The following is a 14,979-nucleotide window of genomic DNA, read 5'->3' as shown; positions in this document are numbered from 1 at the left end:
ATTTCTATCGTAACAATCCGCTGTTCGTGATAGCGGTTATGTTCATTTTAGGCATAGCTTTGGGCGATATTCTTATGTTGCCGTTTGCAGTCTATGCCGTCCTCCTGATTTCCGCTATAGCTATCGGCAGCTGGTTCATGCGCTTCCCGATTGTTTCAAGTCTGAGTGTCCATGTCGGCGCCATCATCGCTGGAGCTTGGCTTGTCACCATCGCGAAAGAGTACAACAAGGCCATTCCCGTCGGGCGACATTATTATGAGGCTGTTGTCGTCAGCCAACCCGTCATTACCGACAAGTCTTTCAAGTGCGACTTGTGGATTGTCAATACTCCAGAGCCTATAAAGGTGAAGGCCACGCTGTTGCGCGAAGCCCAACTCTATGGCGATACGCTTAGGCCTGGCGACGGACTTGTTGTCAGCACCGCCTTGAAAGCTGTAGCCGATGTAGACTACAGTGACGGACATTTCGATTATCAGCGCTGGCTGCGTGTCAATCACTATGATGCGACCGCTTATGTATGGCAAGACTGGCAACGCGAGCAAATCAAAATAAGCAATTTGCCAACCATGGAGAAAATACGCATGCGTGCAACGATGTGGCGTGGCAACTTGCAGGAGAATTACAGGCGTCTGGGTCTTGAAGACAGGACATTGGCACTCATTAGCGCCATGACTATTGGCGACAAGAGTCTCCTTGACGACCAAATGCGTGACGAATACTCTATTTCCGGTGCAAGTCACATCCTGGCTTTGAGCGGTTTGCATCTGATGGTGTTGTTTGCGATAGTCAATTACATTATGAATGGCATCGCCAAGTTTCTGATTGCTTACACCGGAGGCAAAGGAAGACTCACTATCAAATTCATTAAGGCCCTTTTATTGTTTGGGTTGATATGGGGATTTACTATCCTTGTCGGACTTTCGCCCAGCATTACGAGAGCCGCGACCATGATTAGCCTGTATGCAGTTGTCGATTTAGACAACAGACCACATCAGCCATTCAATACATTGGCGTTTACAGCCCTGGTAATTCTTCTCTTCAATCCCTTATCCTTGTGGGATGTGGGTTTTCAGTTGTCTTTCATGGCCGTTTTGGGTATCTTCTTCTTTCAACCCAAGCGCCGCCTCAACTGGTTTCTGTCACTGTTGTGGCTCTCCTTGTCAGCCCAGCTGGCGGTGGCACCATTGCTGTTATACCATTTCGGCCGGTTGTCCTGTTATTTCCTTCTTGCCAACATTGTGGTGGTGCCTTGCGCGTACATTATAGTATATTCCGCATTTGCCGTATTGCTCCTTACCCCCGTCGCCCTAATCCAACGGTGGATGGTGGCCATTCTCACTTCTGCCGCCCATATCATGGACAGCAGCGTGAGGGGAATTGCCATGCTGCCCGGCGCTTCTATCGAAAATATTCATTTTGATGGCGTTCAGGTCGTTGCTCTTTATGTGTTAATCATTTGTGTGTATCGCATATTTTGTCTAACTTTGCATTCCAAATGATGAGTCGATATTTTATTTATCTTAGTTTTGACGGAACCGCCTATCATGGTTGGCAGATACAGCCCAATGGAATATCTGTCCAGCAGGTTCTTCAAGAACGATTGTCCACACTGTTGAGAGGCACCATCGAGGTGGTGGGAGCCGGTCGCACCGACGCTGGTGTCCATGCCCATTTGATGGTTGCACATTTTGATTATGACGGCGAGCTCGATGGAGCCCAATTGGCTTATAAGTTGAACCGGATGATGCCACGCGACATAGCCATACACGACGTGAGGAAAGTCGCAGACGATTTGCATGCACGTTTCTCTGCCGTCAAGCGCACCTATCATTATTATATACATACCCATCGCAATCCTTTCCATCGTTTTTATTCCTTGGAGATGCCTTATCAGCTTGATTTCGAAGCTATGAATGAGGCAGCCCGGCTGCTGCTCGATGTCAAGGACTTCGGCTCCTTCTGCAAGGTAGGCGCAGATGTCAAGACTACGTTGTGCGACCTGACCAAGGCCGAATGGATTAAGATGGAGGAGCCTGGCTGCTGGTATTTCGAGATTATCGCCAACCGATTCTTGCGTAATATGGTGCGTGCCGTGGTTGGCACATTGGTCGAGGTAGGTCGTGGTCGTATGACTCTTGATGAGTTCCGTGCGGTTGTAGCTTCCGGTAGCCGTAAAAATGCAGGTGAGAGCATGCCTGCTCATGCCCTTTTCCTCTGGGATATAGTTTATTAAATATATAAGTGATGGTCTGGTTAAGTCTTGCTTTCCTTTCAGCGCTGCTGTTAGGTTTTTATGACACATGTAAGAAGAAATCTCTCGATGGCAATGCTGTCATCCCCGTTCTTTTCCTTAACACCCTGTTTTCTTCTGTTATCTTCTTGCCCTTTATTCTTTTGTCCGCAAACTCCCATCTGTTAGAGGGGAGTATGTTTTACGTACAGTCCCAGGGTTGGGAGGTACACAAGTATATCCTGCTCAAGAGTTGTATCGTCCTGTCGTCATGGACGCTTGGCTATTTTGCCATGAAGCATCTGCCGCTTACCATCGTTGGCCCCATCAATGCCACCCGCCCCGTGATGACGTTGATAGGTGCGCTGCTACTTTTTGGCGAGCGACTCAATGCGTGGCAATGGGTGGGTGTGGTCTTTGCCATCATCTCTTTCTTTATGCTGAGCCGCAGCAGCAAGAAGGAAGGCATCGACTTCAAGCACAACATCTGGATAATCTTTCTTGTCGGAGCAGCACTGTTGGGTGCCGCCAGCGGACTGTACGACAAGTATCTTATGGCGCCTGCCGATAATGGCGGCCTCGCGCTTAACAGTATGACCGTACAGAGCTGGTACAATCTCTACCAGATGGCCATGATGGGTATCGTCCTTCTCATCTGGTGGTGGAAGAGGGGGAAGACCGAGCGCTTCAGATGGAGTTGGTACATCGTGTTCATCTCCGTATTTCTCTGCGCCGCCGACTTTGTCTATTTTTATGCCTTGAGCCTTCCTGCCGCCATGATTTCCATCGTTTCCATGGTACGCCGCAGTTCGGTTATCGTCAGTTTCATGTGTGGAGCCTTGCTTTTCCACGAGAAGAACCTGAAGTCTAAAGCCATAGACTTGCTGTTGGTGCTTGTGGGCATGGTCTTTTTGTGGATAGGAGGTCATTAAAAAATCAAAAAAACATGCATCCACTTTGGCTTTTGCCATATTTCTTGTAACTTTGTACATAAATAACCACATTATTATGTCACGAAACATATTCAAAGGCTTGGGTATTGCCCTGATAACTCCCTTTACACAAGACGGTGAAGTAGATTATGCTGCGTTACAGCGCCTGATACGATATCAATTGGATAACGGTGCCGATTTTTTCTGTATTCTTGCAACCACTGGAGAGGCACCTTGTCTCTCTCGTGATGAAAAAGACAAGATAACGGAGGTCGTTAAAGAGATTACAAATGGCAGAGTGCCTATCCTTAAATATTGTGGTGGCAATAATACTCGTGAGGTTGTTGCCGAAATACAGGAAACCGACTGGTCTGGAATTGATGGTATTCTCAGTATCTGCCCGTATTACAACAAGCCCTCACAAGAGGGGCTTTACCAGCATTTCAAGGCAATAAGCCAGGCAAGCCCTCTACCCATCGTTTTGTATAACGTGCCAGGACGTACCGGCGTCAACATGAAGCCTGAGACTATCGTGCGCTTGGCGCGAGAGTGCCACAACATCGTGGGAGTCAAGGAGGCGAGCGGCTCGCTTGAGCAGGTGGATGAAATCATCAAGAACAAACCAGATGGCTTTGAGGTCATCAGCGGCGACGATGCACTTACGTTCTCTATGGTTGCAAGTGGCGCCATCGGAGTCATCTCTGTGATAGGCAATGCACTGCCCAAGGAGTTCTCGCGTATGATTAGACTTGAGTTCAAGGGCGAATACGACCCCGCCAGAACCATCCACCATCGTTTTACCGAACTTTACAAACTGCTCTTTGTTGATGGCAACCCTGCTGGAGTCAAGGCTCTGCTCAACGACATGGGATATATCGAAAATGTATTGCGTCTGCCTTTGGTCCCCACTACCATTGCGACCAAGGAGAAGATGGCCAACATTCTCAAGGAGCTTCGCATATAGGACGAGACTTCATTATAAGATACGAAAGAGGGATATGCTGTCAGCATATCCCTCTTTCGTATCTCTATTTGGCTTACACTTCAGTAAGTTCACCGGCTATAGAGTGAGCCATCAGCTCTCTGATTTTCTCGGAGTCATCGTATCTCCCTTGCAGATACATCAACTTGGTGGCGGCAGCCTCTACGGTGCTGTCTCTGCCAGAGATGATGCCCGCCTGGAGCAGTTGCCGTCCCGTATCATACCTTCCCATTTCAACCTTGCCCGATATACATTGGCTAATGTTGACCACCACCACGCCGCGATTGCTCGCCTCGCGCAGTTCTTTGATAATCCATGGGTAGTGAGGTGCATTTCCGCTGCCATAACTGCGCATGATGATACCCCGGAGCTCGGGAGCCTCAAGCACGTGCTTCACTATATTCTCGTCTATACCCGGGAAGAGGGAGAAGATGATGACATTGCGGTCCATCTCCTTGTGCACGATAAGCGGTTTGCTGTAGTCGGGGCTAAGGATGTGATGGGTGTGGAAGGTGAAATCGACTCCCGCATCGCAGAGGTGCGGGTAGTTGAACGAGTCAAAAGCGTTGAACCCGTCGGCATTCTGCTTGGTGGCACGGTTGCCTCGCAGCAGATGGCCGTTGAAGTAGATACACACCTCGGGCACCATCGGGGTGCCGTCTGGACGATAGGTCGACGCCAGTTCTATACTCGTCAGGATATTCTCCTTGCCGTCGGTGCGCAACTGGCCCAATGGCAGCTGGCTTCCGGTTAGGATTACCGGCTTGGTGAGGTTCTCTAAGAGGAAAGATAGGGCCGAAGCGGTGTAGGCCATGGTGTCTGTACCATGCAGGATGACAAAGCCGTCATACATATCATACTGTTCACCGATGATAGAGACCAGCCTTATCCATGAGTCAGTGCTCATGTCGCTCGAATCTATTGGCGGATTGAACTGATAGATGTCTATATCAGTCTTGATATATTGGAATTCCGGCAAATGCTCTTTAAGATGCTTAAAATCCAATGGCTCCAGGGCGCCGGTAGCGGGGTTTACACCCATTCCAATGGTGCCACCGGTGTAAATGAGCAGTACTTTTCCTTTTTTTCTCATCATTAAGAATGTAAAGATGATTTGTCAAAATCATATATTCCATGCAAATTTACATTTTTTTTGGTTCTTGCACAAAAAAAATCAGTACATTTGCAACCAAAATAACATATTAATTGATTTATTGTATGAAACAATTTATGGATGCCGATTTCCTTCTCGACACGGAGACGGCCAAACATCTTTACCATGACCACGCTGCCAAGATGCCAATTATCGATTATCATTGTCATCTTGACCCTAAAATGGTGGCCGACGATCATCAGTTTTCAAGCATTACCGAATTGTGGCTTGGAGAGGACCATTACAAGTGGCGCGCTATGCGTACCAATGGCGTTGATGAAAAATATATTACCGGTGATGCTTCCGATTGGGAGAAGTTTGAGAAATGGGCTGATACCATTTCCTACTGCTACCGCAATCCGTTGTATCACTGGACTCACCTTGAACTTCGTTCGGGTTTTGGCATAGACAAGGTGCTCAGCCCAGCCACTGCGCGCGAAATCTATGACGAATGTAATGAGAAACTCAAGCTCCCCGAGTTTTCGGCACGCGGACTGATGGCCCGCTTCAATGTTGAGTGCGTCTGCACAACCGACGACCCCATAGATGACCTGACTTATCACAAGCAAGTCAAGGAAAGCGGTTTCCAGATTCACATGCTGCCCGCTTGGCGCCCCGACAAGGCCATGAATATTGACAAGGCGGGCTTTGCCGATTATGTGCAGACTCTGGGAGAGAAGGCCGGCGTGAACATCGTCCACTTCAAGGATATGGTTGATGCCCTCCAGAATCGTCATGACTATTTCAACGCCTGCGGATGCCGTCTTTCCGACCACGGCATTGATGAGTTCTACGACGAGCCATACACCGCGTCACAGATTGAGACCATCTTCTCCAAGGCCATGCGTGGCATGAGCCTGTCGGCATTGGAGATTCGCCAGTTCAAGCATTGTTTCCTTACCCTTAGTGCTGAAATGGACGCTGCCGACGACTGGACACAGCAGTTCCATTATGGCCCTATCCGCAACAACAATACGCGTATGTTCAACGCCATAGGCCCAGATACGGGATTCGACTCCATCGGTGAGTTCAATACCGCTACGGCTATGTCTCATTTCTTTGACCATCTCAATAGCGAGGGCAAACTTACCCGCACCATCATCTACACCCTCAACCCCTGCGCCAATGAGATGATAGCCGCGATGATAGGCAACTTCCAGGATGGCAGCGAGCCGGGCAAGATGCAGTTTGGTGCTGGCTGGTGGTTCAACGACCAGCTCGACGGAATGACCCGCCAGATGAACGCTTTGTCCAACCTGGGTCTCCTGTCAAGGTTTGTGGGCATGCTGACCGACTCTCGCTCGTTCCTGAGCTATCCCCGTCATGAGTACTTCCGTCGTCTGCTGTGCAATCTGTTAGGTACAGACGTGGAGCGAGGACTTATACCCAATGACGAGGAACCCTTGGCACGCATGGTGGAGGACATCTCCTACAACAATGCGCGCAGATATTTCAGATTCTATTGATACCGTCCAGACCGAAGATAAACAGAGAGGGCTTGCAGCATTATGTTGCAAGCCCTTTTTATCTTTTGGCATGGCGGCATTGTCATTTGCCCTGTTCTTGATAGTAGATGACGGCAGCGAGAGTCGGGATGTGCGTTTGCTGCATATCATAGTCTTGTTGTGAGAGCAACGCAATATATATCCGTAAAAAACAAAAATATCCGAGGTCTTATTAAAGATAATTCCGTGGTTTGATTTAGGGTTTTCACACTTTGATACCGTCTTTTCACGCCATGATTTTATGGTTTCGCGCTTTGCAATCAACTTGTATCTTATCTCCAACTGAAATGGCGTCTCTGCGGGGTCAGGGGCGCTGGTTAGGGTAGAGGTGGTGGTCGCCATAGAACGGGCGGTTGTTGTCATACCACGCCTGTTGTACATCGACCTGGATAGAAAACGACGGGCTGAAGTTGTATTTGGCACCGATACCGATGACATTGGCACCGGGAGTGGCAAAGCCATAACCCGTACGCATGGAGAAGGGTAGGGCGCTGTAGCCCCAATAGCCATATCCGGGCATACCATAACGATTGAAGAAGGAGTTATAGTTGTTGGCTATCGAGAGCTGGCCATAGGCATAGAGCTCCCACTTCTCATTGATTTTGTAACCCAGAATGCCATAGAGACCGGCATCACGGTAGGCGTCGCCGCCCCAAGTGGTGTTGTTGAAGTAAATGCCGGCCGCACCCCATAACTTGCCGTCGCGCGTAAGGGGCGCGAGATAGGCAGCATTGATGTTCTGGCCGAAGCCGCCACGATGAGGGGCGTGTTTGCCCAGTGTGGCAAAGGCGCTGAAGTCGAGCGCGAGGTTGAGCCCCTCATGCATGCCGCCGACGTAGGTATCGACATTGGGCTCGGGGTGGGCAAGCTCGGTATTCAGAAGCCGTGGCTCGCCATTGTAGATGCGTGGCGCCTGTCCTATATAATATAAGGTGTCGCCGGGAAGCAACCATTCGTTGCGCATATTGTCTGCACTGTGGAGCGGACCACGTGCTATACGCTGTGCAAATATGGCGTGGCTCATGCTGAAGAGCCATATTAAAAGCATAATTCGTTTCATAACGGCAAAATTAATAGTTTCGGATAACTTATCGGCAACTTCGAGGCAAAAAAAGTTGGTTTTGTTTGCCTTGTTAACCTAATTTATGTTACCTTTGTAAATTATAGAGCTTTTATTAATCACTAATATAACGATAGAAATGGGTTTTTTGAAGTCATTATTAGGCTTGGGTGGCGACGATGACGCCGCCAAGAACGACGATAACAAGAGTAAGGAATTTGATGTGCTCAAGTACGACGGCGTGCGCGCCCTCCGTATGGGTCAGAACGAGTATGCGGTAAAGTGCTTTGAACATGCGCTCCAGATACATGATGACCTTGAGACCTGTGACTATCTCTCCCAGGCCTATCTGCGACTCGGCGACCTCGAGAATTCCTACCAGTATCTCGGTCGTCTCGCCGAAGCCCAGCCCGATAACGAGCAGATATGGCTGCGTATGGCCAATGTGGCCTATATGCGTGAAGACTACGACGCCCAGCAACAGATGAGCAACAAGGCTTTGGAAGTTAATCCTGAAAGTGCCGAAGCCCATTACTTGTTGGCCCAATCGTATGTAGGACAGGGCAACCCCATACTGGCAATAGCCATGCTTACCAAGGCAATAGCCATCAACGAGGCTTTCCTCAGTGCCAATCTGCTGCGTGGAGAGACCCTCCTGAAGATGGACGACCTCGCCGGCGCCGAGGCTGATGTGAAATTGCTCATGGAAAAGGTGCCGGAAAACGAGGATGCGCTGCTTCTGGCTGCCAGAGTGGCCAAGGCCAAGGATGACCTCGATGGCGCTTTGGCTTACTATGATCGCGTGATTGACGCCAATCCTTTCAGCGCCGCTGCCATGAAGGAGCGCGGAGCGGTGAAGTATGCCAAGGGCGACAAGGAAGGTGCCGAGGCTGACGCCCGTGCTGCGCTGGAGCTGGAACCCGAACAGGTGGCCGATGTCAATGGCGACTATACCGCTCGCGGTACCGAGGACATACAGCGCAAGGTCGAAGAAGCCTATCGCAACAGCAATCCATTCGGTGTATAAGCCAGTAGACTCAGTGAACGTGCCCACCAGGTAAACCGGGATGATGGCCCTGCCGACGAACGGACGCAGTGCACTCGCCGGGTGCCCGGAACGGAGGACGGCTGCGACAGCGATGACCGCGAAGGTGATGGCCAGCGTGGCGACAATTGTAGATAATTGAAAAAAAAACTATCGAAATGTTTGCATGGTTCACTGGAAAGTTATACTTTTGTATCGTAAACGCAATAATAACGATAATATGATAGCAATGAACGCATACTTTTATGGCTTTTACTTTTACTTTGCAAGCAATTGTGAAGCGGGAAGTTGCGTATAAAATCAACTTAGGATATTAACATAACAGTAATCCCGCTTCAAGCCTATTGGAGCGGGATTTTTGCATAAATAAAAGATACGAATGAAGAGAGTAGCAATACAGGGAGTAATCGGGTCGTTTCATGATATAGCGGCACATCAGTATTTCGAAGGAGAACAGTTGCAAATCATCTGCTGCTCGACCTTCGAACAGATATTCGAGAATATCAGACGTGACCCCACCGTGATTGGCTTTCTCGCCATTGAGAACACGATAGCCGGCTCGTTGCTGCATAATTATGAACTGCTGCGCTCGTCGGGTACTACCATCGTGGGCGAACACCGTCTGCACATCCAGCATGCCATCTGCTGTCTGCCCGACGACGACTGGACCAGCGTGACCGAGGTCCACTCGCACCCCGTGGCGCTGATGCAGTGCCGCAACTTTCTCTCCAACCATCCCGGTATCAAGGCAGTGGAAGGCGAGGACACCGCGGGGAGTGCCGAATACATCAGCCGCAACCGCTGCAAGGGTTGGGCGGCCATCTGCCATGCCGATGCCGCCAGGCTCTATGGCATGAAGGTGCTGGAAGACCATATCGAGGACAACAAGCACAACTTTACCCGCTTCCTGGTGGTATGCCATCCCAACAAGGCCGATTTCATGAGGCAGATAGAGCATACCAACAAGTCGAGTCTCGTATTCTCGTTGCCCCACGAGGAAGGAAGTCTGTCCAAGGTGCTTACCATTCTCTCCTTCTACGACATCAACTTGACCAAGATACAGTCTCTGCCCATCATCGGGCATGAGTGGGAATATCTCTTCTATGTCGATGTGACCTTCGACAATCTCACGCGTTACCGCCAGTCGATAGACGCCATTATACCACTGACTAAAGAACTACAAATAATCGGAGAATATGAACAACATTAAACCAGCCAGCCGCCTGGACGCGGTACAGGAATATTACTTCAGTCGGAAACTCAAGGAAGTGGCACGACTCAATGCTGAAGGACAGGATATCATAAGTCTTGCTATAGGCAGTCCGGACCAGCCGCCTTCGCCCCAGACCATCGACAAACTCTGCGAGGTGGCTCACGACCCGTCGGCCCACGGCTACCAGCCCACGATGGGTACGATGGAACTGAGGAAGGCTATGGCAGACTTCTACCACAGATGGTACGGCGTGGAGGTAGACGCCGCCAGTGAGGTGCAGCCCCTGATAGGCAGCAAGGAAGGTATACTGCATATCACTCTCGCCTTTGTCAATCCTGGAGACGAGGTGCTGGTGCCTAATCCTGGCTATCCTACCTATACCTCGCTCAGCAAGATACTCGGTGCTAAGGTGGTCAACTATAATCTGGACGAAGACAATGGCTGGCAGCCCGATTTCGAAGAACTGGAGCACAGAGACCTGTCGCGCGTGAAGCTGATGTGGACCAATTATCCCAACATGCCCACCGGCGGCGATGCCCGCATGGAAACGTACAGCAAGCTGGTCGACTTTGCCCGCCGCCATGACATCGTAGTGGTCAACGACAATCCCTACTCGTTCATCCTCAACGAGCATCCCCTATCTCTGCTCCAAGTGGAAGGCGCCAAGGACTGTTGTATAGAGCTCAACTCGATGTCGAAGGGCTACAACATGCCAGGATGGCGTGTGGGAATGTGTGTGTCAAACCCACTGTTCATCAGTTGGATACTGAAAATCAAGAGCAATATAGACAGCGGTACCTTCCGCGGACTGCAACTTGCTGCGGCGGAGGCCCTGACAACCAATACCGAAGAGTGGCACAGAGAATATAATATCAACGTGTATCGCCGTCGCCGCGAAATAGCCGAGCGCATCATGCAGGCTTTGGGCTGCACTTATGATGACAGTCAGGTGGGTATGTTTCTTTGGGGAAAAATCGCTGACAAGTATGCCAATGCCGAGCAACTCACCGAAAGGGTGCTGCACGAGGCCCGGGTCTTCATTACCCCTGGCTTCATATTTGGCAGCAATGGCGAACGCTATGTGAGAATTTCGCTCTGTGCCCAGGACGATAAGATGCAGGAAGCGCTGAGACGCATCGGCGGTCTGGCATGGTGATGATAAATAACGATAAAACAACACATTAAAATACGAATATTATGGAATTGGATCTTCTCCCTCTTAATCTGCCGAGCGATAACGAACGCCCGTTGGTCATAGCCGGTCCTTGTTCGGCTGAAAGTGAAGAACAGGTAATGGAAACAGCCCGACAGCTGGCTGCTAAAGGATGTCATAACTTCCGCGCCGGTGTGTGGAAACCCCGAACCAAGCCAGGTGGTTTTGAAGGTAAAGGTGAAGAGGCGTTGCCCTGGTTGCAACGTGTCAAGAAAGAGACCGGCATGCTCGTGTCTACCGAAGTGGCAAAGCCCGAGCATGTGGAACTCTGTCTGAAGTATGGCATAGATATCCTGTGGGTAGGCGCACGCACAGCAGCCAATCCCTTTGCCATGCAGGACTTGGCAGACGCACTCAAAGGAGTGGATGTGCCCGTGTTTGTCAAGAACCCCGTCAACCCTGACCTGGAACTCTGGATTGGCGCCATGGAGCGTATCAATCAGGCAGGCATCAAGCGTATGGCTGCCATTCATCGCGGCTTCTCCAGCTTTGATAAAAAGATTTACCGAAACCTGCCTATGTGGCAGATACCTATGGAGTTGCATCGTCGCATCCCCACGCTTCCCATCATCTGTGACCCCAGCCACATCGGCGGTCGTCGCGAACTGATTGCCCCCTTGTGCCAACAGGCTATGGATCTGGGCTTTGATGGTCTGCTGGTCGAAAGTCACTGCTCTCCTGATGAAGCATGGAGCGATGCCAAGCAACAAGTGACGCCAGAAGTATTGGATTATATATTAAGTTTATTGATAGTGAGAGACGAACATGTAACCACCGAAGGCATAACGCTCTTGCGCAAGCAGGTGGATGAACTGGACAACGAGTTAATGAACCTTCTGTCGAAGCGAATGCGTGTATGCCGCGAGATAGGTCAGTACAAAAAGGAGCACAACATGACTGTATTCCAGGCCAACCGCTATTCGGAAATTTTGGACAAGCGTGGCGCGCAAGGTGCGCTGCTGGGTATGTCGCCAGAGTTTATCGCGCAGGTTTTTGAACACGTACACGAAGAGAGCGTGCGCCAACAGGTAGAAATCATCAACCACTAAAACGGCAAGAAAGAGAATAACAGCATCTATGAAGATATTGATTATGGGAGCAGGGAAGATGGGGAGTTTCTTCATCGACCTGCTCAGCTTTGAGCACGAGGTTGCGGTATATGAGAAGGACGCCAAACGCATGCGGTTTACATATAATTGCCAGCGGTTTACGTCTCTTGATGAAATAAAAGGTTTTGCCCCAGAACTGGTTATCAATGCGGTGACGGTGAAGTATACCATACCTGCATTCAGAGAGGTCATTCCATATCTGCCGGAAGACTGCATTCTGAGCGATATCAGCTCGGTCAAGACCGGGTTGAAGGAATTCTATGAGAGTACGCATCACCGCTACGTATCTACTCACCCGATGTTTGGTCCGACCTTTGCCAATCTGAACCAACTGTCGGAAGAGAATGCCATCATCATCAGCGAAGGCGACTATATGGGACGTATCTTCTATAAAGACATCTATGCTCGGTTGGGACTGAACATATACGAATATACCTTTGAAGAACATGACAAGACAGTGGCATATTCACTGAGTATACCTTTCGTCAGTACGTTTGTGTTTGCGGCGGTCATGAAGCATCAAGACGCTCCCGGCACCACGTTCAAGCGGCATATGCGCATCGCCAAAGGCGTATTAAGCGAGGACGACTACCTGCTCCAGGAAATTCTGTTCAATCCCTACACCCATGACCAGGTGTCGCAAATACGCAGCGAGTTGAAGGAACTGCTCGAAATCATTGACAATCGTGATGCGGATGGGATGAAGGAATATCTCACCAAAATCAGGAAGAATGTAAAGGACTAAAAGACACGGGAGGGGTATGTGTAGTCTGCTGGCTCTGCTGATGGGCATTTTCACGATGGTCGAACTGAATTGCGAAAATCTCTTTGATTGTCGTCATGACAGTTTGAAGGAAGATACTGAGTATCTGCCTACGAGTTATCGTCACTGGACTCCTTACAGATATTGGACCAAGCTGAACCACATAGGCCAGGAAATTATCGCATGTGGAGAGTATCGCGGCAGGTTTGAAATCCCCGACTTGGTGGCTTTGACCGAGGTCGAAAACGACAGTGTGCTTTTTGACCTCACCCGTCGCTCCATACTGCGTCAGGCTCGTTACGAATATGTAATGACCTCTTCGCCCGACGTGCGTGGCATCGATGTGGCACTGCTGTATTCTCCGTTTACGTTCAAGCTATTGGACAGTTATGCCATACGCATAGAACCGATGAAAGGGATGAAGCCCACGCGCGATATACTGTATGCCAAGGGTTTAACGATAGCGGATGACACGCTGCATGTCTTTTTGGTGCATGCGCCAAGCCGCTCGGGAGGTGAGAAGGAAACTCTGCCTCATCGAATGTGCGTGGCTGACAAGCTGTTGGAATCGACAGACTCGGTGCTGGCCATCTCGCCATCGGCCAGGATATTGATAGCCGGCGATTTCAATGATACCGAGAAAGACAGGTCGGTCAAGAAAATCGTGGAGCATGGCTTGGTGGAGCTCTCGACCCAACTGCACACAGCCAATGGTGCAAAGGGAACTTATAGGTTTCGCGGGAGATGGCAGAATCTTGACCATATTTTCGGTACGCGTCCTATGTGGGACGACTGGATAGGTGCTGAGCTGGGTGCCTTCAAGTTCCTGCTCACTGAAGACAAGAAATATGGTGGCGTGCAACCTCGTCGCAATTACATAGGAATGAAGTATCAGAATGGCTACAGTGACCATCTGCCTCTGATAGTACGTTTCAAAATTCGTGGCAATTAGTGTGTTTTCATCAGCTTTTATTTGGAACATATATGAGTTTTCCCTATATTTGCAGATGATTAACAATATAATATAAGGTATTATGAAAAAGTGGATTTATTCATCGGCGATTTTGGCGTTTTCCATTATCGTGCTGGGGCTTTGCCTGAAGTGTGGTATAGATGACTTCGCCAACAAAGACCGTAAGGTTACGGTTAAGGGACTGGCAGAGAAGGAAGTGGAAGCAGACAAGGTGACATGGCCAATCCTGTTTAAGGAAACCGGTAATGACCTGCCGGCTTTGTATGATGATATTGCCAACAAACAGGCACGGATAATCAAGTTTCTGCATGAGTCGGGACTGAATGACAAGGACATTACAATAAATGCATCCAAGGTGGTGGACCTCAATGCAGACCAATATTCGTCTAACAACAAGCCTTACCGCTACGTCATCACAGCCATTATGACCGTGACTTCACGCAATGTCAAACTGGTAAGGGGCATTATAGCCAAGCAAAGTGTGCTCCTGAAGCAGGGGATAGCCATCGTCGGGGGCGATTATGAAAATCCGACGGTATACGAGTACGTCTCCTTCACGTCGATGAAGCCGAAAATGATGGAAGAGGCTATACACAATGCGGAGAAAACGGCACAGCAATTTGCTGAAAACAGCCATTCCAATCTGAACAAGATAATCAGTGCCGACCAGGGGCAGTTCAGCATCGAGGACAGGGACCAGAACACTCCTTGGATTAAAAAAGTGAGAGTTGTCACTACGATAACTTTCTCTCTCAAGGACTGAAAATCGCACGATTGTACCAATATTATTGCACATATATA

At 49.6% G+C, this 14,979-nt stretch carries 15 protein-coding genes; 13 read left to right on the top strand and 2 right to left on the bottom strand.

Annotation, left to right across the window (positions count from 1 at the left end):
* The first annotated feature begins 38 nt into the window (after positions 1-38).
* The 4 genes from CIK94_RS06275 (at position 39) to dapA (ending at position 4,126) form a co-directional block, all read left to right on the top strand.
* Positions 39-1,499, top strand: coding sequence for a ComEC/Rec2 family competence protein (locus CIK94_RS06275; RefSeq protein ID WP_144008320.1), 1,461 nt, complete (start codon positions 39-41; stop codon positions 1,497-1,499).
* Complete coding sequence (truA, locus tag CIK94_RS06270; RefSeq protein WP_094422293.1) at positions 1,499-2,233, top strand: tRNA pseudouridine(38-40) synthase TruA; 735 nt, start codon at positions 1,499-1,501, stop codon at positions 2,231-2,233. Before CIK94_RS06275 ends, truA begins: the two co-directional genes overlap by 1 nt.
* An 11-nt stretch (positions 2,234-2,244) precedes the next feature.
* Positions 2,245-3,162, top strand: coding sequence for a DMT family transporter (locus CIK94_RS06265; RefSeq protein ID WP_094388404.1), 918 nt, complete (start codon positions 2,245-2,247; stop codon positions 3,160-3,162).
* Positions 3,163-3,238: 76 nt separating this feature from the next.
* Complete coding sequence (gene dapA, locus CIK94_RS06260) at positions 3,239-4,126, top strand: 4-hydroxy-tetrahydrodipicolinate synthase (protein ID WP_022311052.1); 888 nt, start codon at positions 3,239-3,241, stop codon at positions 4,124-4,126.
* A 73-nt stretch (positions 4,127-4,199) separates the two neighbouring features.
* Here the strand turns inward: dapA and CIK94_RS06255 are convergent, their stop codons facing one another.
* Complete coding sequence (locus CIK94_RS06255) at positions 4,200-5,237, bottom strand: type I asparaginase (protein ID WP_094422291.1); 1,038 nt, start codon at positions 5,235-5,237, stop codon at positions 4,200-4,202.
* Positions 5,238-5,362: 125 nt separating this feature from the next.
* Between CIK94_RS06255 and uxaC the strand changes: the two genes are divergently transcribed.
* Together uxaC and CIK94_RS14035 are read left to right on the top strand one after the other, a co-directional pair.
* A complete protein-coding gene (uxaC, locus tag CIK94_RS06250) occupies positions 5,363-6,763 on the top strand; it encodes a glucuronate isomerase (RefSeq protein WP_094421961.1) in 1,401 nt (466 codons plus the stop codon).
* Positions 6,735-6,926, top strand: coding sequence for a hypothetical protein (locus CIK94_RS14035; RefSeq protein WP_144008319.1), 192 nt, complete (start codon positions 6,735-6,737; stop codon positions 6,924-6,926). The genes uxaC and CIK94_RS14035 overlap by 29 nt, the downstream gene beginning before the upstream one ends.
* A gap of 180 nt (positions 6,927-7,106) precedes the next feature.
* Here CIK94_RS14035 and CIK94_RS06245 read toward each other — a convergent pair whose 3' ends face one another.
* Positions 7,107-7,862, bottom strand: coding sequence for a hypothetical protein (locus tag CIK94_RS06245; RefSeq protein ID WP_094421959.1), 756 nt, complete (start codon positions 7,860-7,862; stop codon positions 7,107-7,109).
* 139 nt (positions 7,863-8,001) lie between these two features.
* Between CIK94_RS06245 and CIK94_RS06240 the strand changes: the two genes are divergently transcribed.
* From CIK94_RS06240 to CIK94_RS06210, 7 genes are all read left to right on the top strand, one after another.
* A complete protein-coding gene (locus tag CIK94_RS06240; protein ID WP_094421957.1) occupies positions 8,002-8,889 on the top strand; it encodes a lipopolysaccharide assembly protein LapB in 888 nt (295 codons plus the stop codon).
* Between the two features lie 397 nt (positions 8,890-9,286).
* On the top strand, positions 9,287-10,117 hold the full coding sequence (locus CIK94_RS06235; RefSeq protein WP_094388400.1) for a prephenate dehydratase: 831 nt from the start codon (positions 9,287-9,289) through the stop codon (positions 10,115-10,117).
* Positions 10,104-11,276 (top strand): pyridoxal phosphate-dependent aminotransferase, encoded by a 1,173-nt coding sequence (locus CIK94_RS06230; protein WP_094421955.1) that lies wholly within the window; start codon positions 10,104-10,106, stop codon positions 11,274-11,276. The genes CIK94_RS06235 and CIK94_RS06230 overlap by 14 nt, the downstream gene beginning before the upstream one ends.
* A 41-nt stretch (positions 11,277-11,317) precedes the next feature.
* Positions 11,318-12,382 carry a bifunctional 3-deoxy-7-phosphoheptulonate synthase/chorismate mutase type II gene (locus CIK94_RS06225; RefSeq protein ID WP_094386469.1) on the top strand — a complete coding sequence of 355 codons (1,065 nt, stop codon included), beginning with the start codon at positions 11,318-11,320 and terminating at the stop codon, positions 12,380-12,382.
* 28 nt (positions 12,383-12,410) lie between these two features.
* The gene (locus tag CIK94_RS06220; protein ID WP_094388397.1) at positions 12,411-13,187 is read left to right on the top strand and encodes a prephenate dehydrogenase/arogenate dehydrogenase family protein; all 777 of its coding nucleotides are present in this window, start codon (positions 12,411-12,413) and stop codon (positions 13,185-13,187) included.
* Positions 13,188-13,203: 16 nt separating this feature from the next.
* Complete coding sequence (locus CIK94_RS06215; protein ID WP_094421953.1) at positions 13,204-14,157, top strand: endonuclease; 954 nt, start codon at positions 13,204-13,206, stop codon at positions 14,155-14,157.
* 82 nt (positions 14,158-14,239) lie between these two features.
* Positions 14,240-14,941 carry an SIMPL domain-containing protein gene (locus CIK94_RS06210; protein ID WP_022311040.1) on the top strand — a complete coding sequence of 234 codons (702 nt, stop codon included), beginning with the start codon at positions 14,240-14,242 and terminating at the stop codon, positions 14,939-14,941.
* Positions 14,942-14,979 lie beyond the last annotated feature (38 nt).

It is taken from the genome of Prevotella sp. P4-51 (genome assembly GCF_002251455.1).
Lineage (GTDB): Bacteria > Bacteroidota > Bacteroidia > Bacteroidales > Bacteroidaceae > Prevotella.
The sequence above is the reverse complement of the archived record's forward strand: the minus strand, read 5'-3'. Positions and strand labels throughout refer to the sequence as shown.